Consider the following 25753-nt stretch of genomic DNA (forward strand, 5'->3'; position numbering starts at 1 on the left):
CGGGGCGGGTTTCCGCGGCCGGGCGGCGGCACTATGGCCCCCCCCCCCGTTTTCGTATCTGCGCGCGGCACGGCGGGCAAAGCGGGAAAGCTCGCCCGGGCCGGTGCGAAGCGGGCGCGGGCGGCGGATGCGCCGACCCAGCGCCAGTGCCAGGGCTCCCAGCCCACGCCCTGCTTGTTGCCGGCCGGAAAGGATAGCTCGAAGCCGAATTCGGGCGCGCGGCGCATCAGCCATTGCCCGCCCGGCGTAAGCGCAAAGCATTGCTCGACCGCCCGGCAATCGCCGCCCCTCTGGACGAAGTCGATCGCGTAGCCGGTGGCATGCTCGCTATAGCCCGGCGGGGCGACGAAGCGCGCCCGCAGCGCCGCCACAGCGTCGCAATTGCCCGCGCCGGCGCAGAACACCCGGCGCTGGTGCTGGATCGAACGGAAGCACGAGATCGCGCCAAGCTCTATCCCTTCGGTGCGAGCGGCGGAAAGCAGCCGCTCGACATCGAACACCGCATCGCGCGCCATCATGCATCCCGGCAGGCTGGGGACGGGCAGCAGCGCCCCGGCTTCCAGCTCGCCATAGGGAAGATGGTTGAACAGCCGGGTTGCCGATGCGGTGGCTGGCGGCGCCGCCACGTCTTCCTCGGCGTGCGCCGCCAGGGGCGCGAGCGAGAGCAGGATCAGGGCCGAAAGACGCATAAGCAACCTCACGACGCTGCCGGAAAAGGGCATCGTCGTTCAAACGCCGTTCAAGCGAAAAGGGTCACGCAACCAAGCGCATTTCTGAATCGTTGCGCAGCTGTCTCGATCGGGTCAAATATCGACCCTAAGTTGCAGCCAGGGGAGAATGAACCATGCTCGCAAGAATTTCCTGCCTCGCCTTGTCCGCCGCGTTGCTGGCCGGCACCGCCGCATCGGCTGCTCCGGCGTCCAAGCCGGCCGCGCCCGCCGCGATGCAGCGGGTTGACGGCAACAATGTCGGCCGTGTCCGCCACAGCGGCGGCGGCGCCTTTGTCGAGACGCGTCCTGGCCGCTGGGTCGAGTTCGCCGATGACGGCACGCTGATCCACCGCTTCGACGAGACCAACCGCAACCGCGACGCGGTCAACCTCTACGATCCCTCGCGCGGCGCCCGCGTCCGGCTCGACCTGCGCGGTGGCGTGATCTCGGGCATTCCGCGCTCCGGCGGCCCGCGCCTGCTCTATCGCATCACCGATCTCGATCCGCGCCGCTCCAATGGCTGGGGCGACAGTGGCGGCTGGGGTGAAGGCGGATGGGGCCGTCCCGGTGGCGGTCGCCCGGGGGGCGGTGGCAACTGGGATCGCCCCGGCGGCGGTGGCGGTAACTGGGATCGTCCGGGCGGCGGCAATGGCGGCGGCTGGGGTTCTGGCGGCGTGATCCGCGACATCGAAGTCGGCCCGATCTGGAACCAGCGCGACGCCGAGACCAAGTGCCGCGACACCGCCCGTAACATGCGCGGCGAGTGGACCGGCAACTGGCGCACCACTGTCCAGGGCCGCCAGTCGGTCTGCTCGATCCGCTTCCAGCGCTGATCGAAGCCTGCACCACCGCTGGCGCTTCGGCGCTGGCGGTGGCATGGGCGGGCGATGTTCAAGGATCGCGTGCTCTTCATCGATGGCGAAGCTCTGGTGATCGACAAGCCCGCCGGCTTGCCGGTAGATCGCCCACGGGACCGGAGCGAGAGCCTCGAGGACCTGCTCGACCAGCTCACCTTCGGCTTCCAGCGCCTGCCGGTCCCGGTCCATCGGCTGGACCGCGACACCAGTGGCTGCCTGTTGCTCGCCCGCAACCCCAAGGCGATGAAGCGCTTCTCCCAGGCCTTCGAGGCCGGGGCAGTGGCAAAGCGCTATCTCGCCATCCTCGACGGCGAGCCCAAGGAGGACAGCGGCACGATCGACCTGGCGCTGTCCAAGGTCTCCACCCGCGAGGAAGGCTGGCGGATGGTCGGCGATCCCAAGGGCAAGCCCTCGATCACCCGCTACAAGGTGATGGAGCGCAAGGGCGGCAAGAGCCTGGTCGCCTTCTATCCCGAGACCGGCCGCACCCATCAGATCCGCGTGCATGCCGCCGAGGGGCTGGGCGTGCCGGTGCTTGGCGATCCGGTCTATGGCCGGGGCGGGCCGGCGATGATGCTCCATGCGATCGAGCTCACCGTGCCGCGCGAGGGCAAGGACGATATCCACGCCACCGCGCCGCTGCCGGTGCGCTTCCACAATCTCGGCTTCGGCCGTGGCTGAGATCCCCGACGAGGCGATCGTCGAAGAGAAGTTCCTCGCCTCGACCGGGCCGGGCGGGCAGAACGTCAACAAGGTGGCGACCGCGGTGCAGCTGCGGATCGACGTGTTCCGGCTTGGGCTGGCGCCCTATGCCTATCAGAAGCTCAAGGTGCTCGCCGGCACCAAGCTGACCAGCGGCGGCGAGCTGGTGATCACCGCCCGCAAGTTCCGTACCCAGGAAGCCAATCGCGCCGATGCCCGCGAGCGGGTGCTGGAGCTGATCCAGAAGGCGCATGAGCGCGACGCGAAGCGGATCAAGACCAAGCCGAGCAAGGCGGCCAAGGCCCGGCGGGTGGACGAGAAGAAGGGGCGGAGCCAGGTCAAGGCCGGGCGGGGCAAGGTCCGGCTGGACTAACTCTAGCCCCTCCTCCTCGGGGGAGGGGTTGGGGCGGGGCGGTGCCGCAAGCGATGTCTCTTCGAGAAATCCCCCACCCCCAACCCCTCCCCTGAAGGGGAGGGGCTTGCTATATGGCCCGCCATGTACGCCTTCGACATTGAAACCACCGACAAGACCGAGCTCTACCGCGACCTCGCCGCGGCGCTCGATTCGCTGACCGCCGACGAGCCCGATGCGATCGCCAACATGGCGAATGTCTCGGCGCTGATCTGGCAGTATCTGCCCGACCTCAACTGGGCGGGCTTCTATCGCAACGTCAACGACGAGCTGGTGCTCGGGCCGTTCCAGGGCAAGGCGGCCTGCATCCGCATTCCGTTCGGCAAGGGCGTGTGCGGTGCCGCCGCCACGACGCGCGAGACCCAGCTGGTCGAGGATGTCCATGCCTTTCCCGGCCATATCGCCTGCGACGCGGCGAGCCGTTCCGAGCTGGTGGTGCCGATCGTCGTGCAAGGCGAACTGATCGGCGTGCTCGACCTCGACAGCCCCAATCCGGCACGGTTCGATGCCGGCGACGCGGCGGGTTGCGAGGCGCTGATGCGGATTCTCGGTCCCCGCCTGGTCGGCTGACCCGGATTGGGACTCCGTTAAGCATAGGCAAAAGTGGCGCCGCCCCCGCGCGGGGTTTAATTCTTCGTCAACCATGGGAGCAACGCGGGCTCCGGCATGGCGAAGGAGTTCAATATGCGTCACCTGATCAAGCCGGCCCTGATGGCCACGGCGCTGCTGGCAACCCTGCCGGCGGCCGCGCAGGTGACGTCCCCCGGACCGAGCTGGGGTGGCAGCGGCGGGCCGATCCCGGCACCCGGCGGCAGCTATGGCCGCAACGTGCCGATGCCGCCGCCCCCGCGCGTCTCGCCCAATACGCCGCACATGCCGAATACGCCGCCGGTCGTGCATGGCGGCCCCGGCGTGCCGACTGCGGGACCGCGCGTCTGGCAGAATGGCCGCTGGATGGCATTGCCGGCGCGGGGCCCGGTCAAGAACAGCCAGCATGCCGGCAATCGCTGGGGCAACCGGATCGACGGCCGCTGGTATGCCGGTGCGCAGGCGCCCGGCGGCTGGAACGCCTATCGGCGCATGGGCCGTGGCCATCACCTGCCCAATTACTGGATGGGCAGCGGCTTCCGCATCCCGGACTATCTGAGCTGGGGCCTGGCCGCGCCGCCCTACGGCTATTTCTGGGTGCGCTATTATGACGACGCCGTGCTGGTCGACGGCCGCGGCGACGTTTGGGATTCGGTGAGCGGCATCGGCTGGGACGACGGTTATGACGCCGGCGCCTGGGCCGATTCGGGCGGCAGCTATTCCAGTTCCTACAGCTATTCGAGCACGGGCGCCGGCTATCGCGAGCCGATCCAGCCCGTCGATCCGAACGATTATTATGACGGTTACTCCAGGGGGAGTCTGCCGCCGGCTGGTGCGATCGGTGCACCGCCGGCGGCACAGGTCCAGGGCTATTACGGCTCGGGCCAGGCCTATTATGGCGGCGGCTACCAGGCCGGCGCGGCCTATTATGGCGCGCCGGTCGGCACGACCGTGATCGTCATCCCGGGCGCGACCACGACCACCACCACGGTGACCGAGGAAGTGATCGAGAGCCGCGCGACCTATGTCCGCTCGGCCGCGCGCCGTGTGGTGCGCAAGGCGCCGGTGCGGCGCTACCGCGCGCCGGTGAAGTGCTGCGTCTGCGGCTGCCGCTGAGGCTCCAGCAGCGCATCGGGCGCGACTCGCCAAAGTACACGAAGTACAGGCCAAGAGCGGGTTTTCGGGCCCGCAATTTTGACCTTCTCCACGGGAATGCGCCGCATCTCGCAACATAGTTGCGCGGGCGTGATCCTATTCTTCCTGCCGGATCAAAGAGCGGCCGGGCGGTGATCCGGCTGCGCCAGCCCAGCAGGCGAAATCCTACATTGCAAGGCCGTACCTCTACCTCCGTCATGCTGAACTCGTTTCAGCATCCAAGGTGCGGCGGGCGACATCGCTCGATGGAAGAGGCTGTCGCCCGGCCCAACCTTGGACCCTGAAACAAGTTCAGGGTGACGGTGGGAAGGGATTTAGCGTCCGCGTCCCCCGAAGGTCACCAGGCTCTCCGCCCCGTCCGCGCCGATCGACGACACGCCGACAAAGCTGTCGTCGACGATCACGCCCTTCAGGCTCGCCTCGGTGCCGGTCACGTCGAGATGGTCGGTCCAGTCACGCGCATCGGCGCGGCGCCAGTGGATGCGGTACTTCACCGCGCCGGGCACCGCTGCCCATTTCACCGAAGTATCCGACGCGAGCGCGCCGCCGATCGTCACCTTGTCCGGCGCGGCCGGTGCCGCGGCGAGGCGGCGGATCGTCGCGACGTTCACCGCGGTGACCTTGGCGAGATAGGGGAAGTCCATCTTGTCGACCGTGTCGCCCTTGCCGGGGACGAGGTCCTGATGCTGGGCGTCGTAATTCTCGATGCCTACCGAGAAGCGGATTGCCGGATAGCCGAGCTTGTTGAACGGCGTATGGTCGCCGCCGCGCCCGAACCGGTCCGGGCGGCGGACCAGGAAGGCGTCGAGCCCGCCCGGGATGGTGCCGGCAACCTGGTCGACCGCCTTGGCGAGCGCGCGCGAGGGGCCGTCATCCTCGCCGCCATCCGCGCGCAGGCCTTTCAGTGTCTTGGATTCGTCATTCTCGCCGAACGTCTCGGAGAAGACGCGCACCCGGTCCGCGACCTTGCGGCCGTCGGTGCCGACGGTGTTGCCGACGATGTCGTTGTTGAGCACCGCGGTGACCGTCCAGCCGCGCTCCTTCGCCGTCTCGGCGAGCAGCTGCCCGCCGAACAGGCCCTGTTCCTCGCCGGAGAGCGCGGCATAGACGATGGTCGCGCGGAATTTCTGCTTCGACAGGATGCGTGCGGCCTCCAGCACCAGCGCGACGCCCGAGGCGTCGTCATTGGCGCCGGGCGCGTCGGCGGTGGCGTTCATCACGTCGGTGACGCGGCTGTCGATATGGCCCATCACGATGACGACTCGCTTGGGATCGGTGCCGGCCTGGAAGCCGAGCACATCGACGATCTGAACGCCGTTCGGCGCGCGATCGCCGGTGAAGCCACGGGCGATGTTCGCCACCTCGATGCAATTGCACTGGTCGCCGAGGCGCGCGAGCTCGGTGGCGAACCAGCGCCGGGCGGCGCCGATGCCACGCGTGGGATTGTCGGGATCCGAGAGCGTGTGGCGGGTGCCGAAGCTCACCAGCTTCTCGACCGACGCCTTGAGTTTTGCCGGGTCCGGCTTTTCCTGGGCCTGGGCGGGGAGGGCGATCAGGGTGAGCGGAGCGAGGGCGAGGATGCGCATGGCCGTGGAGAGTGGCGGGGGATTTGGGGGTGGTCAATCACCCCGTCACCCCAGCCTTGTGCCGGGGTCCACTGCGCCGCACCGGATGCACTTGAGCCCCTTGTCCGTGGTTCGCCTCTCGGTGGACCCCGGCGCAAGGCCGGGGTGACGAATTAGAGGGCATCGCTCCGATCAGTATTCAACTCAGCCGGTCGATCGCGTCCATGTCGAGCCCGCCCGGAATCACCATCAGCGGCACCGGCAGCTTGCCGGCGTCCGAGCCGGAAAAGTGCGTCACCATAGGTCCCGGCGGGCCACTCGCCGCGGCACCGAGCACCAGCGCGGCGATGTCGCGATTGGCGGCGATCATCTCGTGGACGATCTTCGGTCCGTCGCCTTCGCGCACCGTGATCGAGGGCTGGAGCCCCGATTCGGCGAACAGGGTTCCGGCCGCGCGGGCGACCAGTGCCTCGGCGCGTTCGCGGGCTTCTTCCTCGATCGTGGCCATCACGCCGCCCCATTGGACGAAGTCGGGCTTGGGAATCAGCGCGAGAATTTCGACGTTGCCGTTCGTCTTCACGGCGCGGCGTGCGGCGAAGCGCAGGGCGATTTCCGCCTCCGGGCTCTCGTCGATCACCACCAGATAGGTACGCATGGAAGGTTCCTCTTGGTCGTGCGTTACGTGCCCCGTAGCGTCATTTCCTGCAAGCGCGTCTCTTGACCCGGGGCGGGGGCGGCGCAAAGAGGGCCCGAACCTGTTCAGGGCTCCAACGACGGGAACCTTCATGTCGATCGAAATCAAGATGCCTGCGCTTTCCCCCACCATGGAAGAGGGTACCCTCGCCAAGTGGCTCGTGAAGGAGGGCGATACGGTGAAGTCCGGCGACCTCATGGCCGAGATCGAGACCGACAAGGCCACCATGGAATTCGAAGCGGTGGACGAGGGCGTGATCGCCAAGATCCTCGTCGCCGAGGGTACCGACAATGTGAAGGTCGGCACCGTGATCGCGATCATCGCCGGTGAGGGCGAGGACGCCTCGACCGCCGCGGCTGCGCCGGCCCCGGCAGCTGCCCCGGCTCCAGCCGCTGCCGCCGCTCCGACTCCGGCCGCCGCGCCCGCGCCCGCGCCGACTCCGGCTCCCGCCCAGGCCCAGGCCGCTTCGGGCGACCGCGTGAAGGCCAGCCCGCTCGCCAAGCGTATCGCCGCCGAGAAGGGCGTCGACCTGTCGGGTGTCGCCGGTTCGGGGCCGAACGGCCGAATCGTCAAGGCGGACGTCGAGGGCGCCAAGCCCGGCGCCGCGCCGGCTGCCGCTGCACCGGCCGCTTCGGCTGCTCCCTCGGCTGCTCCGGCTGCCGCTGCCGCCCCGGCCGAGCACAAGCCGGTCTGGTGGGACGAATCGATCCCGCACGAGGCCGAGAAGCTCTCGAACATCCGCAAGACGATCGCGCGCCGTCTCACCGAGTCGAAGCAGACCGTCCCGCACATCTACCTCACGGTCGATATCCGCCTCGATGCGCTGCTCAAGCTGCGCGGCGACCTGAACAAGGCGCTCGATGCCCGCGGCGTGAAGCTGTCGGTCAACGACCTGCTGATCAAGGCGCTCGGCGTGGCGCTGGCCCAGGCACCGAAGTGCAACGTCACCTACACCGGCGAGCAGCTGATCAAGTACAGCCGCGCGGACGTGTCGGTCGCGGTCTCGACTCCGACCGGCCTCATCACCCCGATCATCCGCGACGCCGCCAACAAGGCGGTCTCGGCGATCTCGGCGGAGATGAAGGATCTTGCCGGCCGTGCCCGCGAAGGCAAGCTGAAGCCGGAAGAATATCAGGGCGGCACCGCGTCGCTCTCGAACATGGGCATGTTCGGCATCAAGCAGTTCGAAGCGGTGATCAATCCGCCGCAGGGCATGATCATGGCGATCGGCGCGGGCGAGAAGCGTCCGTACATCGTCGATGACGCGCTGGGCGTGGCCACCGTGATGTCGGCGACCGGCAGCTTCGATCACCGCGCCATCGACGGTGCCGACGGTGCCGAGATGATGAAGATCTTCAAGGAGCTGGTCGAGAATCCCTTCGGGATGATCGCCTGAACCGGAGGGCTGCGCCGATGCGCGTGCTGATCGAAGTGGTGCATATCGTGATCGGGCTGATCGCCGCGGCGTTGATTTCCGCGGCGGCGGCCTGGTCCTATCCGCGCGCGACCGGGGACATCTGGCTGGTCGGCTATGCCTGCATGATCGCGGTGGTGCTGATGGGCATCGGCCCGGTGCGCAAGGCGTTCGCGGCCGACAAGGCGAAGCTGGCGGGCACGGAGCCGCGCGTCGATGGTTGAGCAGGGCGCCGAGCAGCCGAAGACCCAGCCGGCGATTCGCGTCAGCACCATGCCGGCCGACGCCAATGCCTATGGCGACATCTTTGGCGGCTGGCTGATGGGCCAGATGGATCTGGCCGCCGGGCTGGTCGCCGCGCGCCATTCGCGCGGGCGGGCCGTGACCGTCGCGGTCGAGGGCATGAAGTTCCACGCGCCGGTATCGGTCGGCGACGAAGTCTCGGTCTATGCCGAGATCGTCAAGGTCGGCCGCACCTCGATGACGATCGAAGTCCAGTCCTGGCGCCGTGCCCGGCATTCGGAAGAGAGCTGCCTGGTCACCCAGGCGCAGTTCGTCTTCGTCGCGGTGGACGCGAACAAGCGGCCCCGGCCGCTCGATGAAAATGCGGGCTGAGGCCCCTATATCCACACAAACCCAATTGAAGGATTCCTCCCTTGGCTGACACCTATGACGTGATCGTGCTCGGTTCGGGCCCCGGCGGTTATGTGGCGGCGATCCGCGCCGCGCAGCTGGGCCTCAAGACGGCGATCGTCGAGCGCGAGCTGCTGGGCGGCATCTGCCTCAACTGGGGCTGCATCCCCACCAAGGCGCTGCTCCGCTCGTCCGAGATCTTCCATTACATGCAGCACGCCAAGGATTACGGGCTGGCCGCCGAGAAGATCAGCGCCGACCTGGAAGCGGTGGTGAAGCGCTCGCGCGGCGTCGCCAAGCAACTCAACCAGGGCGTCACGCACCTGATGAAGAAGAACAAGATCGCGGTGCACTTCGGCACCGGCGTGCTGACCGCGCCGGGCAAGCTGACCGTGACCGCCGAGGACGGCAAGAAGACCGACATCGAGGCGAAGAACATCATCGTCGCCACCGGTGCTCGTGCGCGTGATCTTCCGTTCGCCAAGGCCGACGGCAAGCGCATCTGGACGTATCGCACCGCGATGACCCCGCCCGAGATGCCGACCAAGCTGCTCGTGATCGGCTCGGGCGCGATCGGTGTCGAGTTCGCCAGCTTCTACAACGACATGGGCGCCAAGGTGACCATCGTCGAGATGCTCGACCGGATCGTGCCGGTGGAAGACAAGGACGTCTCCGCGCATCTCGAGAAGCAGTTCAAGAAGCAGGGCATGGACATCCGTACCGCGACCGGCGTCGAGAAGATCGACGTGACCGGCTCGGGCGTGAAGGCTTCGATCAAGGGCAAGGACGGCAAGGTCACCGTCGAGGAATTCAGCCACGTCATCGTCGCGGTCGGCATCGTGCCGAACACCGAGAATATCGGCCTCGAGACGCTGGGCGTGAAGACCGAGCGTGGCCACATCATCACCGACGCGGCATGCAAGACCAATGTCGCCGGCCTCTATGCGATCGGCGACGTCACCGCGCCGCCGTTCCTCGCCCACAAGGCAAGCCATGAGGGCGTGATCGCGGTCGAGGCGATTGCCGGCAAGCATCCGCACGCGATGGACGTCCGCAACATCCCGGGCTGCACCTATTGCCACCCGCAGATCGCGTCGGTCGGCCTTACCGAGGCGAAGGCCAAGGAAGCCGGCTATGAAGTGAAGGTCGGCAACTTCCCCTTCATCGGCAACGGCAAGGCGATCGCGCTGGGCGAGGCCGAGGGCTTCGTGAAGACGGTGTTCGACGCCAAGACCGGCGAGCTGCTCGGTGCGCACATGATCGGCGCGGAAGTGACCGAGATGATCCAGGGCTACACGATCGGCAAGACGCTGGAGACCACCGAGGCCGAGCTGATGGAGACGGTGTTCCCGCACCCGACGATCAGCGAGACGATGCACGAGGCGGTCCTCGGCGCCTACGGCCGCGCGCTGCACATCTAAGCGGCCTTCACGCTTTGTTGGAGATCTCCTGCCATGTTCCCCGGAACTGGTGGGAGATTCGGCATGCGTGCCTTCAAGCTGATCCTTTCGCTGCTGCCCCTCGTCTATATCGGCGGGCTGCTCTTCTATTTCACCGGCTTCAGCGGCTGGAGCGAGGGACCGCTGGCCTCCGGCCTGGGGCCGACCGTGCTCGGGCTCGGCGCGATCGGGTTGCTGTTCTGCATCCCGCTGGTCATCCGCCTGCTCAAGCTGACCATCACGCCGCGCGGCCCCAACCCGGGCAAGGGCATCGATCTGCCGGAGGAGCCGGCCTTCGACGCCGATGCCGCGCTCGCTCGCTATCTGGCCCGCAAGGCTGCCGGGCAGGGCAGCGCCGAGATCCCGCACGCCGAGGATGCGCCGCGCCCGGTGTTCGGCCGCAAGATCAGCTAGGGGCACTGGTTTGATGCGCGTGTCGCCCGCGATCCGGGCGGCGCTCGCCGCGCTTCTTCTCTGCCTTGTCATGCTCGCGCTGTTCTGGCCGGGCGTCGCGATGTTCGACAGCCTCAACCAGTATCAGCAGCTGCTCTCGGAGCGCTATGACGACTGGCACCCGCCGGCGATGGTCCGGCTCTGGTCCCTGTTCCACGGACTGGGCTGGGCCGGCCAGGCGCCGATGTTCCTGCTGCAGATGCTGCTCTACTGGACCGGGCTCGGGCTGGTCGCCGCCGCACTGGCCCGGCAGGGCGCCCGGATTGCCGCGGGGGCGGTGCTGCTGCTCGGCATCTGGCCACCGATCGCGGGCTGGCAGGTCGCGGTGCTCAAGGACGGCCAGATGGCGGGGGCGCTGCTCGCCGCGGTCGGGATCGCCTGCTGGTGGCAGTTGCGGGATCGGCCCATGCCGCGCTGGGCGACCGCGCTGGTCATATTGCTCCTGCTCTACGCCACGCTGGTGCGGATCAACGCGGTGTTCGCCACGGTGCCGCTTGCCTTCGGGCTGCTGGGTACCGGCGCGTGGCGGCCGGTGCGGCACGGGGCGCTGATGCTGGTGGCGATGATCGCCGTGCTGGCCGCGATGCCCCTGGTCAACCACGGCCTGCTGCGCGCGCAGCCCAGCGATGTCGGGCGTTCGCTGCCGATCTACGACCTGGCGGGTATCGCGCATCATGCCGGAGCCGGGGCGGTGCCGGTGCTGCCGGCATCGACATGGCAAAGGGCCGAGGCGCAAGGCTGCATCCGGCCGCTGCTCTGGGATCCGCTGGGCGATCGCTGCGATTTCGTCGCGGACGGGCTGGCACGGGCGGCGCCGGGCGGCAAGCTGACCGGCGTCTGGGTCGGCACGATCGCCCGCCACCCGCTGGCCTATGCCGCGCATCGGCTGGCGCATTGGAACGCGACGATGCGCTGGCTGGTGCCGTGGCGCTACCCGCTCGCCGAGCCGCAGGCGGGCAGCGAGCCGAACACGCTGGGCCTCGGTTCGCCTTCCCCGCGGATCGAGCCCTTCCAGCGGCTGGCGGGCGGGCTGGCCGAAAGCCCGCTCGGCGCGCCGATCCTCTGGCTGGTGGGGGCGCTGGCGGTGGTCGCGCTGGCCTGGCGCCGCGACGATGCGCGCAGCCGGCTGGCCACGACGCTGGCCCTGTCCGCGGTGCTGACCGAGCTCGCCTTCCTGGTGATCAGCGTCGCGGCCGATTATCGCTATCACCTCTGGGCGATGCTCGCGACCGGGCTGGCGATCGCACTGGTGGCGGGTGCCGGGCTGCCGCGACGCGGGCTGGGCATTGCGCTGGCTGTGATGCTGCTGGTCGGCGGGAGCGGGCTTGCGGCGCGGCTTATGCTGCCGCCAGTGGGGGAAACTTACACCGATGCGGCTGGATAAAATCCCCGCCCGAGGAAACTCCGCGATAGGGCTAACCGTTACGCATGGGTAACATGACGATAACGGAGAAGCGGGTTGGCAGAACGCGACGACCACGAGACAGTGTGGCGCAAATTCCATGAAGTGGTGAACATGGCCCCGGCCGAAATAGAGGAATGGCTCGAGACGGCGGAGAGTCGAAAGGTTGGTCAGAAGCGCGATGGCGCGGAGAGCATCGGCCATGCTTCGGGGCGGCGCATCGTCGGTATCCTGCGGACCGACAAGGAAGACCTCGACGGCGGCGACTATGCCCATATGCGCAAGGTGATCGGCTTCGTCGCCCGCCACCGCGCCCAGGGCCCGCATGAGGATTATCGCATCCCCACCTCGCGCTGGCGCTATTCGCTGATGAACTGGGGGCACGACCCCATGAAGGAATAGGCCGATCGAGCAATAGGGCGCGCGCAAGCCACGTGCTTTGGTACTAACGTGGTCATATTTATGGTATAGACATGTGCTGTCCCGCGATTAGGGTGGCGGCATGTCCAGCATCGCGATCCGCATCCTCCTCGCCGCCACTGCGCTGACCCCAGCGCTCGTTGTTCCCATGGCGCCGGTCGTGGCGCGCAATTTCCCCGCGGCAGCGCCGGTCGCGGGCATCGAGGCCTGGCTGGCGAAGCCGGAAGTCGAGCGCTCGCTGAACGATCCCGCGCTGGCCCGTCCGCTGAACCGTGTCGATGCCGATCGGGCGCTTGCCCTGCTGGGTGCCGAGCGCATGCGCGCCGTCTCGGCCAGTGCCGCCGAAGCGGTTGCCGCCAAGCAGATCACCATCGGTGACAAGACGCTGAAATGGGAAAGCAAGACCTTCGGCAATGCCGCGCCGGGCAAGCGCAGCCTGTGGATCTCGATGCATGGCGGCGGCAATGCCGAGCCGGCGGTGAACGACCAGCAATGGCGCAACCAGATCCGCCTCTATGAGCCGGCCGAGGGCATCTATCTTGCCCCGCGCGCGCCGACCGATACCTGGAACCTCTGGCACGAAGGGCATATCGATCCGCTGTTCCAGCAGCTGATCGACGCGCAGGTCGCGATCAACGGCGTCGATCCCAACCGCGTCTATCTGATGGGCTATTCGGCGGGCGGCGACGGCGTGTGGCAGCTTGCCCCGCGGATGGCGGACCGCTTCGCCGCCGCCGCGATGATGGCGGGCCACCCGAATGAATCCTCGGTGCTCGGCCTGCGCAACCTGCCCTTCGCGATCTTCATGGGCGGCGCCGATGCCGCCTATGACCGCAACAAGATCGCCGCCGACAAGACCGCCGAGCTCGACCGGCTGCATGCCGCCGATCCGGCCGGCTATGTCCATATGTCGCGCATCTATCCGGGGCTGCCGCACTGGATGAACCGCAAGGACGCCGAGGCGCTGCCCTGGATGGCCGGCTTCACCCGCGATCCCTGGCCGAAGCGCATCGTGTGGCTGCAGGACGATGTCACGCATGACCGCTTCTACTGGCTGCACATTCCCGATGCGGCGGCGGCCAAGGCCGGCGACACGATCACCGCGTCCGTCGAGGGCCAGACCATCACGCTCACCGGCACCGTGCCGGCGGGCACGACGCTGCGCCTGTCCGACCATCTGCTCAATCTCGATCGCCCGGTGAAGGTGATCGTCAACGGGCGCACCGCCTATTCGGGCAAGGTCGCGCGGACCGGGCTGGCGATCGAGCAGTCTATGCGGGAGCGGGCGGACCTGACTTCGGCGGCAACGGCGATGCTCAAGCTGGGGTGAGGCTGCCTGGTGGTGGCTGATGTAGCTGCTCCCCGGCGAAAGCCGGGGCCCAGGGTTTCTCTTCCGTCTCGCTCGTTACCCCGGGCCCCGGCTTTCGCGGCGGAACTACAAGGTCTGACATGGCGCGAGCACGGGGCGCTACAGCCCCGCCGCATACTCCTTCGTCAGCGCATCCCAGTCATTCCAGTCCGGGTTGCCTGCATAGCTGCGCTTCGCGCCGGTCTCGACCCAGGGGAGCTTCTCGTCGGTCCAGGTCTCGAGGAACGGCCGCGCGTCGTCCGGCGTGTCGAGCATCGTCGTGCGGACATTGACGAACCAGTCGACACCCTCGGCGCGGGTGAACACCCAGCTCTTGCAATGGTCGCAATGGAAGTGATGCGCGACCGGGCCGTGCAGGCCGCCGATCACCGGCACGCCCCGCGTTACTTCAAAGGCGTCCGCCGGCACGGTCAGGGTGAGCGAGAAGGCGCTGCCGGTCATCTTCTGGCAGCCGGTGCAGTGGCAGGCGCTGGTGAGGAAGGGGGCGGCCGTCACTTGGAAGCGCAGCTGGCCACAACGGCATCCCCCCTCGTGTGCCTGGGTCCAGTCGGTCATTCCCCTGCTCCTGTGTCGATTCGCCGCATTGCGCCGTCCTAGCCGGAACGGCGCCCTCAGGCCCGCGTTACTTTCCTCCAAAAGAACAGGAGGATGCCTGCATGAACAGATACTTCTTCGCGCTCGGCCTGGGGCCGGCGTTCGCGTTGGGCGCCTGTGGCGGCAGCGAACCGGTGACCACGGTGGACAATATCGTCGCGACCGACACGATCATCCCCGAGAACAGCATCGATGCCAATGCCGCCACCGGTACGCTCAACGAGGCAAGCGGCGCTGCGGTGATGACCGGTCAGACCTTCGCCGACACCGCCGGTGCCAGCGATGCCTATGAAGTCGCGGCGGGCAAGCTTGCGGCGCAGAAGGCGAGCACGCAGGCGCTCAAGGATTTCGGCGGGATGATGGTCACCGCCCACACCGGGTCCACCGCTAAGCTCAAGGCCGCCGGGGCGAAGGCGACGCCGGCGATCGTGCCGAACGCGAAGCTCAGCGCCGAGCAGGAAGCCAATCTCGCCACGCTGCGCGACACCACCGGCGCGGATTTCGACACTGCCTACAAGGCGCAGCAGGTCGTCGCGCACGAGAAGACGCTGGCGGCGGTGCAGGACTATGCGAAGAACGGCACGGTGCCGCAGCTCAAGGCCTTCGCCGCCGAGATCGCGCCGGTCGTCCAGCAGCATCTCGACAAGATACGCGGGCTCTAGAACGCGAAAGGGGCGCGCTCCCCCCGGGAAGCGCGCCCCTTATGTCCCGCGAAAAGCCGGTGGGCTTATTCGTTCGCCGCCGCCGCGAAGGGCGAGGGCGCAGCCTCGACCGGGCGGGGCCCCGCCGGCGCTGCCGGAGCCGCTGCCTGGACGGTGCTCATATGCTTCAGGCGACCGTCGATATGGCCGCCATTCTCGATCGTGATGTTCTCATATTCGACATCGCCGGTGATCTTGGCCGAACGCTCGATGGTGAGCTGGCGCACGCGCACCGTGCCTTCGATCGCGCCGGCAAGGCGGGCGGTCTCGGCAGTGACGTTGCCGAAGATCTGGCTCTCGGCGCCCTGGGCCAGGCTGCCGCAATGGACATCGCCCTCGATGCGGCCGTCGATATGCAGGTCGGCGGTGGCGGAGACATTGCCGGTCACCGTCACGTCCGGACCGATTACCGAGAACATGCCGCGCTTGCCGTTTCCGCTGCTCTGCTGCGGCGGGGCCGGCGGCATTGCCGGACGCTCATCCCGATCGCGACCACGATTATTGCTGTTGAACATCCACGCTACTCCCCAAATTCGGAACCCGAATCCCTTGCGATACCTCTAGCATAACGCAGGGAAGCCGACATCGGCCAAAAGCGGGGGCGAAAGCGCGGCGAGCGTTCCAGAGAGGGATTGTCGTTCGCGGCCGGGCAACGGGCGCGGCAAAGCCACGCTGCGCCGAGCATCGTTACGCCGGCGACGAGCTGCGGGATGGGCCCCGCGCCCAGGGCCGCGAGCGTTCCCGCAAGCGCCAGCGGCCCGGCGAATCGCTCGCGAGGCAGCAATGCGAAGCCGAGCGCGGCGGGCACCAGCAGCGCGGCGGCGCCAACCTGCGGCAGCACGACCAGCGGCAGCAGCGTGGCGGGCAGGGCGGCCTTCACCCGCGAGCCCGGGGGCAGGGCGGTCAGCTGTGCCAGATGCCAGGCCAGGAACCCGGTTCCCCCGGTGATCGCCAGCCCGAACAGCTCCCAGGAAAGCAGCGAGGCAGGGCCCGACAGCACCGGCCCGACCCCGCCGAGCAGCAGAGTCGCGATCAGCGCGGCAAGAGCTGCCACCAAGGGGTTGAATCGGGATGCGTAACGAACCATCTTCTGGGCTCTAGCCCGGCACTGGTTGACGCTCTGTTATCCCGCCGGCCGACTCAGTTGACCCGTCAGCCCCCCATCGCTATAGGCGCCCCCGTCCCACAAGGGACCGGCACGTCCGGTCGCGATTCCTTGCGGGGCAAGAGCTGAACGTTGCTGGAGACGCAATGGCCCGGGGGGTCGAGTACACCCGGGGCCTTTTCGTATTCTCAAACACAGGGTTCCAGCAAAGTAACCGCCGGCCACGGCCGGTAACATAAGGTGAAGGGCTTCATGCCGACGATTAACCAGCTGGTCCGCAAGGGCCGCGAACTGCAGAAGACCAAGTCGAAGGTCCCTGCGATGGAGCAGAACCCGCAGAAGCGCGGCGTCTGCACCCGCGTCTATACGACGACCCCGAAGAAGCCGAACTCGGCGCTCCGCAAGGTTGCCAAGGTCCGCCTGACCAACCAGCGCGAAGTCATCAGCTACATCCCGGGCGAAGGTCACAACCTTCAGGAGCACTCGGTTGTTCTGATCCGCGGCGGCCGTGTCCGCGATCTTCCCGGCGTGCGCTACCACGTCCTGCGCGGCGTGCTCGATACGCAGGGCGTCAAGGATCGTCGCCAGTCGCGTTCGAAGTACGGCGCCAAGCGTCCCAAGTAATCACAGCCATAGTAAGCCCCGGACAGGTTCCGGATCGGCTGAAGTTTTAGAAGGAAATTCAAGATGGCTCGTCGTCGTCGCCCAGAGAAGCGCGAAATCCTGCCGGATCCCAAGTTCGGTGATATCGTTCTCTCGAAGTTCATGAACTCGGTCATGCTGGACGGTAAGAAGTCCGTTGCCGAGGGCATCGTCTATTCGGCCCTGGAAACCGTCGAGACTCGCGCCAAGCGCGATCCGATCGGCGTGTTCCATGACGCGCTGAACAACATCAAGCCGGGCATCGAAGTCCGCAGCCGCCGCGTCGGCGGTGCGACCTACCAGGTGCCGGTTGAAGTTCGTCCGGAGCGTGCGCAGGCCCTCGCGATCCGCTGGCTGATCACCTCGGCCCGCAATCGCAGCGAGAACACCATGTCGGCACGCCTTTCGGGCGAGCTGCTGGACGCCTCGAACAACCGCGGCAACGCGGTGAAGAAGCGCGAAGACACCCACCGTATGGCCGAGGCGAACCGCGCCTTCAGCCACTACCGCTGGTAAGTCTTTCTCCAGCGCCGGCACGTCTGGCGTTGGAAATTTTCGTTCCTACATATCGGGGAGCTGGATCGTCCGGCTCCCCACATCCTTAAGGAAACCAGGTCATGGCCCGCAGCCATCCGCTCGAGCGTTACCGCAATATCGGCATCATGGCGCACATCGACGCCGGCAAGACGACGACGACCGAGCGCATCCTCTACTACACCGGCAAGTCCTACAAGATCGGCGAAGTGCACGAAGGCACCGCGACGATGGACTGGATGGAGCAGGAGCAGGAGCGTGGCATCACGATCACCTCGGCTGCGACCACCTGCAAGTGGCGCGCGGAAGAGGGCAAGGGTGAAGAGCACCTGATCAACATCATCGACACCCCGGGCCACGTCGACTTCACCATCGAAGTCGAGCGTTCGCTCCGCGTGCTCGACGGTGCCGTGGCGTGCTTCGACGGCGTTGCCGGCGTTGAGCCGCAGTCGGAAACCGTGTGGCGCCAGGCCGACAAGTACGGCGTGCCGCGCATGTGCTTCGTCAACAAGCTCGATCGCACCGGTGCGAACTTCTATTTCTGCGTCGACTCGATCGTCGAGCGCCTGGGCGCGCGTCCGGCCGTGCTTTATCTGCCGATCGGCATCGAGGGCGGCTTCAAGGGCCTGGTGGACCTGGTCGAGAACCGCGCGATCATCTGGCTCGAAGAGAGCCTGGGCGCGAAGTTCGAATATCAGGACATCCCCGATGACCTGAAGGAAAAGGCCGCCAAGTATCGCAGCGACCTGATCGAGATGGCCGTCGAGCAGGACGACGCCCTGATGGAAGCGTATCTCGAGGGCAACGAGCCTTCGGTCGCCGACCTGAAGAAGCTGATCCGCAAGGGTACGCTTGCCATGTCGTTCGTGCCGATCGTCTGCGGTTCGGCGTTCAAGAACAAGGGCGTGCAGCCCCTGCTCGACGCCGTTGTCGACTATCTGCCTTCGCCGCTGGACATTCCCGACGTGCAGGGCGTGAAGCTCGACGGCGAGACCCCGGATTCGCGTCCGGCCTCGGACACCGCGCCGCTTTCGCTGCTCGCGTTCAAGATCATGAACGATCCGTTCGTCGGCTCGCTCACCTTCGCCCGCATCTACTCGGGCACCCTCACCAAGGGTCAGTATCTGAACTCGGTGAAGGACAAGAAGGAGAAGATCGGCCGTATGCTCCTGATGCACGCGAACTCGCGTGAGGACATCGATGAAGCACGCGCTGGCGACATCGTCGCGATCGCGGGCCTCAAGGAGACCACGACCGGCGATACGCTGTGCGACACCGCGAACCCGATCATCCTGGAGCGCATGGAGTTCCCGGAGCCGGTTATCGAGCTGTCGGTGGAGCCGAAGACCAAGGCCGACCAGGAGAAGATGGGCCTCGCCCTGAACCGTCTGGCCGCCGAGGATCCCTCGTTCCGCGTTTCGACCGACCACGAGTCGGGCCAGACCATCATCAAGGGCATGGGCGAGCTCCATCTCGAGATCCTGGTCGACCGCATGAAGCGCGAGTTCAAGGTCGAGGCGAATGTCGGCGCGCCGCAGGTGGCGTATCGCGAGTATCTCGCGAAGCCGGTGGACATCGACTACACGCACAAGAAGCAGTCGGGCGGCACCGGTCAGTTCGGCCGCGTCAAGGTCAAGCTGACTCCGGGCGAGCGCGGTTCGGGCTTCGTCTTCAAGGACGAAGTCAAGGGCGGCAACATCCCGAAGGAGTATATCCCGGCGATCGAGAAGGGCTTCCGCGAGACCGCCGAGACGGGTTCGCTGGTCGGCTTCCCGATCATCGACTTCGAAGTGCTGCTCTATGACGGTGCGTACCACGACGTCGACTCGTCGGCGCTGGCCTTCGAAATCACCGCCCGCGCCGCAATGCGCGAAGCGGCCCAGAAGTCCGGCATCAAGCTGCTCGAGCCGGTGATGAAGGTGGAAGTCGTGACCCCCGAGGACTATCTCGGCGACGTCATCGGCGACATCAACAGCCGCCGTGGTCAGATCCAGGGCACCGACAGCCGCGGCAACGCGCAGACCGTCGATGCCATGGTGCCGCTGGCGAACATGTTCGGTTACGTGAACCAGCTCCGCTCGTTCACCCAGGGTCGTGCGCAGTACTCGATGCAGTTCTCGCACTATGACGAAGTGCCGCCGAACGTGGCAGACGAAGTGAAGGCGAAGCTCGCCTGACGCGCTTAGCGCTTGGGCTGGCGTAACTTGAAAACAGCCGCTATGGGGCCGCCTTCCGGCGAATCCCCTGGCGGCGCGGAATCAGAGATCAGAAGGTAGGAAAACAATGGCGAAGGCAAAGTTTGAGCGGAACAAGCCGCACCTCAACATCGGCACCATCGGTCACGTCGACCACGGCAAGACCTCGCTGACGGCCGCTATCACCAAGGTCCTGGCAGAGAACGTTGCGGGTAACGCCGCCGTCGACTTCGCCAACATCGACAAGGCTCCGGAAGAGCGCGAGCGCGGCATCACCATCTCGACCGCGCACGTCGAGTACGAGACCGACAAGCGTCACTATGCGCACGTCGATTGCCCGGGCCACGCCGACTATGTGAAGAACATGATCACCGGCGCCGCGCAGATGGACGGTGCGATCCTCGTGGTCGCCGCCACCGACGGCCCGATGCCGCAGACCAAGGAGCACATCCTGCTCGCTCGCCAGGTCGGCGTGCCGACCATGGTCGTCTTCCTGAACAAGGTCGACCTGGTCGAGGACGAGGAAATCCTCGAGCTCGTCGAGATGGAAATCCGCGAAGAGCTGTCGCGTCGTGAGTTCGACGGCGACAACATTCCGATCATCCGTGGTTCGGCTACCGCCGCTCTCTCGGGCTCGGACGACAAGCTCGGCAAGGACGCGATCCTGGCTCTCATGGCCGCCGTCGACGAGTCGATCCCGCAGCCGGAGCGTCCGGTCGATCAGCCGTTCATGATGCCGATCGAAGACGTGTTCTCGATCTCGGGCCGCGGCACCGTGGTGACCGGTCGCGTCGAGACCGGCATCGTCAAGGTTGGTGAGGAAGTCGAGATCGTCGGCATCCAGGAGTCGGTCCGCAAGACCACCGTCACCGGCGTGGAAATGTTCCGCAAGCTGCTCGACGAAGGTCGTGCAGGCGACAACATCGGCGCGCTGATCCGCGGCGTCGGCCGTGACGAAGTCGAGCGTGGCCAGGTTCTGGCCAAGCCGGGTTCGATCAAGCCGCACACCGACTTCAAGTCGGAAGTGTACGTGCTGTCGAAGGACGAAGGTGGCCGTCACACGCCGTTCTTCGCCAACTATCGTCCGCAGTTCTACTTCCGTACCACGGACGTGACCGGCACGATCGAGCTGCCGGAAGGCACCGAGATGGTGATGCCGGGCGACAACGTCGCTCTCGGCATCAAGCTGATCGCTCCGATCGCTATGGACGTCGGCCAGCGCTTCACGATCCGCGAAGGCGGCCGCACCGTGGGTGCAGGCGTCGTTGCCGAGATCCAGAAGTAAGCTTCACCCTTTAGGGTAGAGTTCGAAGGGCCCGGTCTCCGAAAGGAGGCCGGGCCTTTTCGTTTGGATATCGCGTGCAAGGAAAGGCTGGTGGGTGCCTTAAGCCCGGCAGTTCCCCGGCGAAGGCCGGGCCCCAGGATCGGCGCACTATCGATGGCGCGGGAGCCTCACGATCGACATTGCAGCTGGGCCCTGGCCTTCGCCGGGGAACTGGAGGTTGGATGGCGAGACGCCGGCGAGCTGATGCTACGGTCCGGCGTCATCCCCGCCTTCGCAGGGATGACGGAGCAGAAAGGGTGGGGCGCTCCGCGTAGGTTGCCTCCTGCATACCGGCCCTTTGTGCACCCCTCCCGCGCAGGAAGGGGCGCACCAACCTGCCTCAGGAGAGCTCGCTAGCCTCCAGCGGATACTCGTTCTCCAGCGCTTCGGCTGCCTTCTTCCGCGTGCCGTCGGGCAGGGCGACCAGACCGATCGCGGTCAGCGGGCCGCCCGGCGCCGCCATCTGCAGATAGAGCTTCAGGAAGTCCTTGAGTGCCGGCAGTTCCTTGAGGCGCGCCTTGCGGACATAGAGGAACAACGTGCGGGCGCCGGGGTACTGGCCGCCGGAGATGGTCTTGGCGCCCGGTGTGATCCCGTCGATCGGCACGCCGCGCAGCGCGGCGGCGTTCTGCTCCAGCCGGGCATAGCCGAACAGGCCGAGGGCCTTCGGGTTCTGCTTGAGCGCGGAGACGATCTCGGCGTCGTCCTCGCCCTTCTCGACATAGGCGCCATCGGTGCGCACGCGCTGGCAGGCGACGTCGAACTGCGAAGGGTCGGGGCTCTTCAGCAGCTCGCTCGCCTGGGGCATCGCCGCCAGGCAGCCGACGCGCAGGATCAATGCCTCGAACATCTCGCGCGTGCCGCTGCCCTTCGGGTGGCCCAGTACCAGGATCGGAATGGCGGGCAGCGTGGCATTCACATCGTGCCAGGTCCTGGCGGTATTGGGCTTGCCGCGCGGATTGGCCGCAAGCGCCAGATAGATGTCCTGGCTGGTCAGCTTCAGCTTCGGCCCCTGCACCGACCCCGCCAGCGCGAGGCCGTCGAGGCCGATCCGGATCTCGAGGATGTCGCCGGCGCCGGCCGCGTTGCAGGCGTTGAATTCGACGCGGGTCATGCGGCGCGACGCGTCGAGCAGGTCGGGCGCCTTGCCGTTCACCGGCTTGCAGAAGGCCCGCGCGCCCTCGCCGGTGCCCACCGCGGCGATCTCCGGCATCGGCTGCTTCTTGTCCTTCTTGACGAACGCCTCGCCGACGGCCCTGGTGAACGGGAATACGGTGGCGGAGCCGGTAGCGGTGATCGCCGATGGGCTGGTGTTGCACGAAGCGAGCAGCAGGGCTGCCAGCGTGACGGCAGAGGTTCCCCTAAGCATCTCTTTCCCCTACGACACAAAGGCGCAGGGCACGCGCGCCCATCCGGGCTTGTTGCCGAGCTGCGTTACCGGGGCATGACGCGGGCCTGGCCGGCGAGGGCGGGGCATCGCAGGCGATCAAAATCCGCCGCGCCCCTTGACCCGAATCGCCTCTGCCTGTAGGGGCCGCGCCTTCGGTTCACACATACAGCAAGAGCCTCGTTCAGCGGGGCCCGCTCTTTCGCATTGGTAGGGACATGGAAACGCAGAATATCCGTATTCGCCTGAAGGCGTTCGATCATCGAGTGCTCGACCAGGCGACCGGCGACATCGCCGACACTGCCCGCCGTACCGGCGCTCTCATCCGTGGCCCGATCCCGCTTCCGACGAAGATCGAGAAGTTCACGGTCAACCGTGGCCCGCACATCGACAAGAAGTCGCGCGAGCAGTTCGAAGTGCGCACCTACAAGCGCATGCTCGACATCGTGCAGCCGACCCCGCAGACCGTGGACGCGCTGATGAAGCTCGACCTCGCCGCCGGCGTCGACGTCGAGATCAAGCTGGCCTGAGCCAGTCAGAGACCCCTGCGAAAGCGGGGGTCTTTTCACGTCCCGCCGCATCCTTCGCAGGAATGCAGGTGAGGGGGTGGACAGGGAAGCGCTGCTGACGTAAAGGCGCGCCTCCACACGAGATTCGCGATTCCCCTGAGGGGGATTCGCCAGGTTCCTCCACCGGGTCGATCTGATCCAACGCAAGGAACCGGAGGGCGCCACGGGCGCACTCGCATCGCGATAGGGATACCGCCGGCCTCTTCGGAGAACCGGGCCTGCGTCCCCCGTCGCCTCTTCCTTCGGGAGGGGGTTCAGCCCGGACGGGGGCTCGCATCATATTTTCGGGCTGAAGCACGCACCCGTGGGAATTCCCCCTCGGGTGCCTATGCATAGGAGCAACTGGTCATGCGCACTGGCGTGATCGCGAAGAAGTTGGGGATGACCCGCCTGTTCCAGGACGACGGCCGCCACGTGCCCGTCACCGTCCTGGCCCTCGAAGGCGTTCAGGTCGTCTCCGTCCGCGAAAAGGATCGTGACGGTTACACTGCCGTCCAGCTCGGCGCCGGCACGGCGAAGAGCAAGAATGTCGCCAAGCCGCAGCGCGGCCACTTCGGCAAGGCCGAAGTCGAGCCCAAGGCTGTCGTCCATGAGTTCCGCGTCGACGCGGACGGCCTGCTCGAAGTGGGCGCCGAGATCTCGGCCGACCACTATGTCGCCGGCCAGTTCGTCGACATCCAGGGCAAGACCCAGGGCAAGGGCTTCGCCGGCGGCATGAAGCGTTGGGGCTTCGGCGGTCTGCGCGCCACCCACGGCGTCTCGGTCTCGCACCGCTCGCTCGGTTCGACCGGTCAGCGCCAGGATCCGGGCAAGGTCTTCAAGAACAAGAAGATGGCTGGCCACATGGGTGACAAGTTCCGCACCCAGCAGAATCTCGAGATCGTCGGCACCGACGTCGAGCGCGGCCTGATCTTCGTCAAGGGCTCGGTCCCTGGCTCGAAGGGTGGCTGGCTGTTCGTCAAGGACGCCGTCAAGGTCGCCCGTCCTGCCGAAGCGCCGTTCCCGGCCGGCATCAAGTCGGTCGCCAACAACAACGACACCGCCCCCGCGGAGACTCCGGCCGAAGTGACCGAGGCTCCTGAGGCGACCGAAGGCCAGGAGGGCTAAGTGAAGGTCAAGGTTCAAACCCTCGACGCCAAGGCATCGGGCGACATCGAGCTCAACGACACCGTTTTCGGTGTCGAGCCGCGCGCCGACATCCTGCACCGCGTCGTCACCTGGCAGCTCGAGAAGCGTCGCGCCACCGCGCGCGGCACTCGCGAGCGTGCTGACGTCGCCCGCTCGGGCAAGAAGTTCGGTCGCCAGAAGGGCGGCGGTACCGCCCGTCACGGCGATCGCCGCGCTCCGGTGTTCATCGGCGGTGGTAAGGCGCACGGCGCCCGCGTTCGCGACTTCAATCCGTCGCTGAACAAGAAGATCCGCGCGCTCGGTCTGAAGATGGCGCTCAGCAGCCATGCCAAGGCAGGTTCGCTGGTCGTCCTCGACGCCTTCGGCACCGCCAAGACCGCAGAGCTCAAGGCGCAGTTCGCCAAGCTCGGCACCGGCAAGACCGCGCTGGTGATCGACGGCGAGGCCGGCAACGGCTTCCTCGCCGCCCGCAACCTGGTGGGCGTCAACGTCCTCCCGGCGGTCGGCGCCAACGTCTATGACATCCTGAAGCACGACACGCTGGTCCTGACCCGCGCTGCCGTCGAGAAGCTGGAGGCGCGCTTCAATGGCTAAGAAGCAGGCAGCCGCGATCGACAACCGTCACTATGACGTGATTGTCGCGCCGCACATCACCGAGAAGTCGACCCTGGTCTCCGAGCACAACGCCGTTGTGTTCAAGGTCGCCGGCGACGCCACCAAGCCCGAGATCAAGGCCGCCGTCGAGGCGATCTGGAAGGTCAAGGTGACTGGCGTCAACACGATCGTCCAGAAGGGCAAGACCAAGAAGTGGAAGGGTGCGCCCTACCAGCGCTCGGACATCAAGAAGGCTATCGTGACCCTCGCCGACGGTGAGCAGATCGACGTGACCTCGGGGGTCAATTCGTAATGGCACTCAAGAATTACAATCCGACGTCGCCTGGCGTCCGCGGCCTGATCCTGATCGACCGTTCGGCCCTGTACAAGGGTCGTCCGGTCAAGGCTCTGACCGAGGGCAAGACCAAGACCGGCGGCCGCAACAACAAGGGCCATGTGACCTCGCGCGGCATCGCGGGCGGCCACAAGCAGCGCTATCGTATCATCGATTTCAAGCGCCGCCTGTGGGACGTCGAGGGCACTGTCGAGCGGATCGAGTATGACCCGAACCGCACCGCCTTCATCGCGCTCGTGAACTACGGCGCCGACGAAGCCGGCAAGGATCGCGTCGCCTACATCATCGCGCCGCAGCGCCTCGCCGTTGGCGACAAGGTGATCGCCGGCAAGAAGACCGACGTGAAGCCGGGCAACGCCATGGAGCTGGGCCAGATGCCGGTCGGCACCATCGTCCACAACGTGGAGATGAAGCCGGGCAAGGGTGGCCAGATCGCCCGTTCGGCAGGCACCTATGTCCAGGTCGTCGGTCGTGACCGCGGCATGGTCATCGTTCGCCTGAACTCGGGCGAGCAGCGCTACATCCACGGCAACTGCATGGCGACCGTTGGTGCGGTGTCCAACCCGGACAACCAGAACACCAACCTCGGCAAGGCTGGCCGTAACCGCTGGAAGGGCATCCGCCCGCTGACCCGCGGTGTTGCGAAGAACCCGGTCGACCACCCGCACGGCGGTGGTGAAGGCCGGACCTCGGGCGGCCGTCATCCGGTCACCCCGTGGGGCAAGCCGACCAAGGGTGCGCGCACCCGCCACAACAAGGCGACGGACAAGATGATCATCCGCAGCCGTCACGCGAAGAAGAAGGGCTAACCC

30 protein-coding genes are annotated in these 25753 nt (G+C 66.8%); 23 read left to right on the forward strand and 7 right to left on the reverse strand.

The window, feature by feature from the left end; translation table 11 throughout:
• Positions 1-689 (reverse strand): M15 family metallopeptidase (locus AAHM44_RS11575; protein WP_342250076.1); only part of this gene is annotated, 689 nt, incomplete at its 3' end.
• 155 nt (positions 690-844) lie between these two features.
• Here AAHM44_RS11575 and AAHM44_RS11580 point away from each other — a divergent pair.
• From AAHM44_RS11580 to AAHM44_RS11600, 5 genes are all read left to right on the forward strand, one after another.
• Positions 845-1543, forward strand: a complete 699-nt coding sequence (locus tag AAHM44_RS11580; RefSeq protein WP_269574407.1) for a mannan-binding lectin — start codon at positions 845-847, stop codon at positions 1541-1543.
• Between the two features lie 54 nt (positions 1544-1597).
• Entirely contained in the window at positions 1598-2248 is a 651-nt protein-coding gene (locus tag AAHM44_RS11585) for an RluA family pseudouridine synthase (RefSeq protein WP_184169952.1), read from the forward strand.
• Positions 2241-2642, forward strand: coding sequence for an alternative ribosome rescue aminoacyl-tRNA hydrolase ArfB (gene arfB, locus AAHM44_RS11590; RefSeq protein WP_184169950.1), 402 nt, complete (start codon positions 2241-2243; stop codon positions 2640-2642). Before AAHM44_RS11585 ends, arfB begins: the two co-directional genes overlap by 8 nt.
• Positions 2643-2765: 123 nt before the next feature.
• Positions 2766-3251 carry a GAF domain-containing protein gene (locus AAHM44_RS11595; RefSeq protein ID WP_269574408.1) on the forward strand — a complete coding sequence of 162 codons (486 nt, stop codon included), beginning with the start codon at positions 2766-2768 and terminating at the stop codon, positions 3249-3251.
• A gap of 114 nt (positions 3252-3365) precedes the next feature.
• Positions 3366-4385: an RcnB family protein gene (locus AAHM44_RS11600; protein WP_269574409.1), complete on the forward strand. Its 1020-nt coding sequence runs from the start codon at positions 3366-3368 to the stop codon at positions 4383-4385.
• A gap of 353 nt (positions 4386-4738) precedes the next feature.
• Here the strand turns inward: AAHM44_RS11600 and AAHM44_RS11605 are convergent, their stop codons facing one another.
• A complete protein-coding gene (locus AAHM44_RS11605; RefSeq protein WP_342250077.1) occupies positions 4739-6010 on the reverse strand; it encodes a M20/M25/M40 family metallo-hydrolase in 1272 nt (423 codons plus the stop codon).
• Between the two features lie 178 nt (positions 6011-6188).
• Positions 6189-6644 (reverse strand): universal stress protein, encoded by a 456-nt coding sequence (locus AAHM44_RS11610; protein WP_269574411.1) that lies wholly within the window; start codon positions 6642-6644, stop codon positions 6189-6191.
• A gap of 130 nt (positions 6645-6774) precedes the next feature.
• Here AAHM44_RS11610 and AAHM44_RS11615 point away from each other — a divergent pair, with 130 nt between their 5' ends.
• From AAHM44_RS11615 to AAHM44_RS11650, 8 genes are all read left to right on the forward strand, one after another.
• Positions 6775-8079 (forward strand): pyruvate dehydrogenase complex dihydrolipoamide acetyltransferase, encoded by a 1305-nt coding sequence (locus AAHM44_RS11615; RefSeq protein WP_269574412.1) that lies wholly within the window; start codon positions 6775-6777, stop codon positions 8077-8079.
• Between the two features lie 17 nt (positions 8080-8096).
• The gene (locus AAHM44_RS11620) at positions 8097-8321 is read left to right on the forward strand and encodes a hypothetical protein (protein ID WP_269574413.1); all 225 of its coding nucleotides are present in this window, start codon (positions 8097-8099) and stop codon (positions 8319-8321) included.
• The gene (locus AAHM44_RS11625; protein WP_184169929.1) at positions 8314-8712 is read left to right on the forward strand and encodes an acyl-CoA thioesterase; all 399 of its coding nucleotides are present in this window, start codon (positions 8314-8316) and stop codon (positions 8710-8712) included. The genes AAHM44_RS11620 and AAHM44_RS11625 overlap by 8 nt, the downstream gene beginning before the upstream one ends.
• A 41-nt stretch (positions 8713-8753) precedes the next feature.
• Complete coding sequence (gene lpdA / locus AAHM44_RS11630; RefSeq protein ID WP_342250078.1) at positions 8754-10151, forward strand: dihydrolipoyl dehydrogenase; 1398 nt, start codon at positions 8754-8756, stop codon at positions 10149-10151.
• Between the two features lie 63 nt (positions 10152-10214).
• Positions 10215-10583, forward strand: coding sequence for a hypothetical protein (locus AAHM44_RS11635; RefSeq protein ID WP_269574415.1), 369 nt, complete (start codon positions 10215-10217; stop codon positions 10581-10583).
• A gap of 13 nt (positions 10584-10596) precedes the next feature.
• Complete coding sequence (locus tag AAHM44_RS11640; RefSeq protein ID WP_342250079.1) at positions 10597-12006, forward strand: hypothetical protein; 1410 nt, start codon at positions 10597-10599, stop codon at positions 12004-12006.
• 75 nt (positions 12007-12081) lie between these two features.
• Entirely contained in the window at positions 12082-12426 is a 345-nt protein-coding gene (locus AAHM44_RS11645; RefSeq protein WP_184169916.1) for a DUF3140 domain-containing protein, read from the forward strand.
• Positions 12427-12526: 100 nt separating this feature from the next.
• Positions 12527-13774 (forward strand): dienelactone hydrolase family protein, encoded by a 1248-nt coding sequence (locus AAHM44_RS11650; RefSeq protein ID WP_342250080.1) that lies wholly within the window; start codon positions 12527-12529, stop codon positions 13772-13774.
• A gap of 138 nt (positions 13775-13912) precedes the next feature.
• On the opposite strand, the gene AAHM44_RS11655 is transcribed toward AAHM44_RS11650, so the two are convergent.
• Positions 13913-14368 carry a GFA family protein gene (locus AAHM44_RS11655; protein WP_342250081.1) on the reverse strand — a complete coding sequence of 152 codons (456 nt, stop codon included), beginning with the start codon at positions 14366-14368 and terminating at the stop codon, positions 13913-13915.
• 101 nt (positions 14369-14469) lie between these two features.
• Here AAHM44_RS11655 and AAHM44_RS11660 point away from each other — a divergent pair, with 101 nt between their 5' ends.
• Positions 14470-15069, forward strand: a complete 600-nt coding sequence (locus AAHM44_RS11660; protein WP_342250082.1) for a DUF4142 domain-containing protein — start codon at positions 14470-14472, stop codon at positions 15067-15069.
• Between the two features lie 65 nt (positions 15070-15134).
• On the opposite strand, the gene AAHM44_RS11665 is transcribed toward AAHM44_RS11660, so the two are convergent.
• Both AAHM44_RS11665 and AAHM44_RS11670 read right to left on the reverse strand, forming a co-directional pair.
• Positions 15135-15623 (reverse strand): bactofilin family protein, encoded by a 489-nt coding sequence (locus AAHM44_RS11665; RefSeq protein WP_184169905.1) that lies wholly within the window; start codon positions 15621-15623, stop codon positions 15135-15137.
• A 5-nt stretch (positions 15624-15628) separates the two neighbouring features.
• Complete coding sequence (locus AAHM44_RS11670) at positions 15629-16195, reverse strand: hypothetical protein (protein WP_342250083.1); 567 nt, start codon at positions 16193-16195, stop codon at positions 15629-15631.
• 270 nt (positions 16196-16465) lie between these two features.
• On the opposite strand from AAHM44_RS11670, the gene rpsL reads away from it, so the two are divergent.
• The 4 genes from rpsL (at position 16466) to tuf (ending at position 20869) form a co-directional block, all read left to right on the forward strand.
• Positions 16466-16837 (forward strand): 30S ribosomal protein S12, encoded by a 372-nt coding sequence (rpsL, locus tag AAHM44_RS11675; protein ID WP_086129340.1) that lies wholly within the window; start codon positions 16466-16468, stop codon positions 16835-16837.
• Positions 16838-16900: 63 nt separating this feature from the next.
• Positions 16901-17371 (forward strand): 30S ribosomal protein S7, encoded by a 471-nt coding sequence (gene rpsG, locus AAHM44_RS11680; protein ID WP_184169897.1) that lies wholly within the window; start codon positions 16901-16903, stop codon positions 17369-17371.
• 101 nt (positions 17372-17472) lie between these two features.
• Positions 17473-19566 (forward strand): elongation factor G, encoded by a 2094-nt coding sequence (gene fusA / locus AAHM44_RS11685; RefSeq protein ID WP_269574421.1) that lies wholly within the window; start codon positions 17473-17475, stop codon positions 19564-19566.
• Between the two features lie 106 nt (positions 19567-19672).
• Positions 19673-20869 (forward strand): elongation factor Tu, encoded by a 1197-nt coding sequence (gene tuf / locus AAHM44_RS11690; RefSeq protein WP_269574422.1) that lies wholly within the window; start codon positions 19673-19675, stop codon positions 20867-20869.
• A 379-nt stretch (positions 20870-21248) separates the two neighbouring features.
• On the opposite strand, the gene AAHM44_RS11695 is transcribed toward tuf, so the two are convergent.
• Positions 21249-22277, reverse strand: coding sequence for a substrate-binding domain-containing protein (locus AAHM44_RS11695; RefSeq protein ID WP_342250084.1), 1029 nt, complete (start codon positions 22275-22277; stop codon positions 21249-21251).
• 236 nt (positions 22278-22513) lie between these two features.
• Here AAHM44_RS11695 and rpsJ point away from each other — a divergent pair, with 236 nt between their 5' ends.
• The 5 genes from rpsJ (at position 22514) to rplB (ending at position 25750) form a co-directional block, all read left to right on the forward strand.
• Positions 22514-22825 carry a 30S ribosomal protein S10 gene (rpsJ, locus tag AAHM44_RS11700; protein WP_029936463.1) on the forward strand — a complete coding sequence of 104 codons (312 nt, stop codon included), beginning with the start codon at positions 22514-22516 and terminating at the stop codon, positions 22823-22825.
• A gap of 387 nt (positions 22826-23212) precedes the next feature.
• Positions 23213-23971, forward strand: a complete 759-nt coding sequence (rplC, locus tag AAHM44_RS11705; protein ID WP_184169884.1) for a 50S ribosomal protein L3 — start codon at positions 23213-23215, stop codon at positions 23969-23971.
• The gene (gene rplD, locus AAHM44_RS11710) at positions 23972-24586 is read left to right on the forward strand and encodes a 50S ribosomal protein L4 (RefSeq protein WP_184169881.1); all 615 of its coding nucleotides are present in this window, start codon (positions 23972-23974) and stop codon (positions 24584-24586) included. It begins immediately after the preceding gene.
• Positions 24579-24899 (forward strand): 50S ribosomal protein L23, encoded by a 321-nt coding sequence (locus tag AAHM44_RS11715; protein ID WP_184169878.1) that lies wholly within the window; start codon positions 24579-24581, stop codon positions 24897-24899. The genes rplD and AAHM44_RS11715 overlap by 8 nt, the downstream gene beginning before the upstream one ends.
• Positions 24899-25750: a 50S ribosomal protein L2 gene (gene rplB / locus AAHM44_RS11720; RefSeq protein WP_269574424.1), complete on the forward strand. Its 852-nt coding sequence runs from the start codon at positions 24899-24901 to the stop codon at positions 25748-25750. The genes AAHM44_RS11715 and rplB overlap by 1 nt, the downstream gene beginning before the upstream one ends.
• The last annotated feature ends 3 nt before the right edge of the window (positions 25751-25753 follow it).

This window comes from Sphingomonas sp. OTU376 (genome assembly GCF_038440415.1).
GTDB classification, from domain to species: domain Bacteria; phylum Pseudomonadota; class Alphaproteobacteria; order Sphingomonadales; family Sphingomonadaceae; genus Sphingomonas; species Sphingomonas kyeonggiensis_A.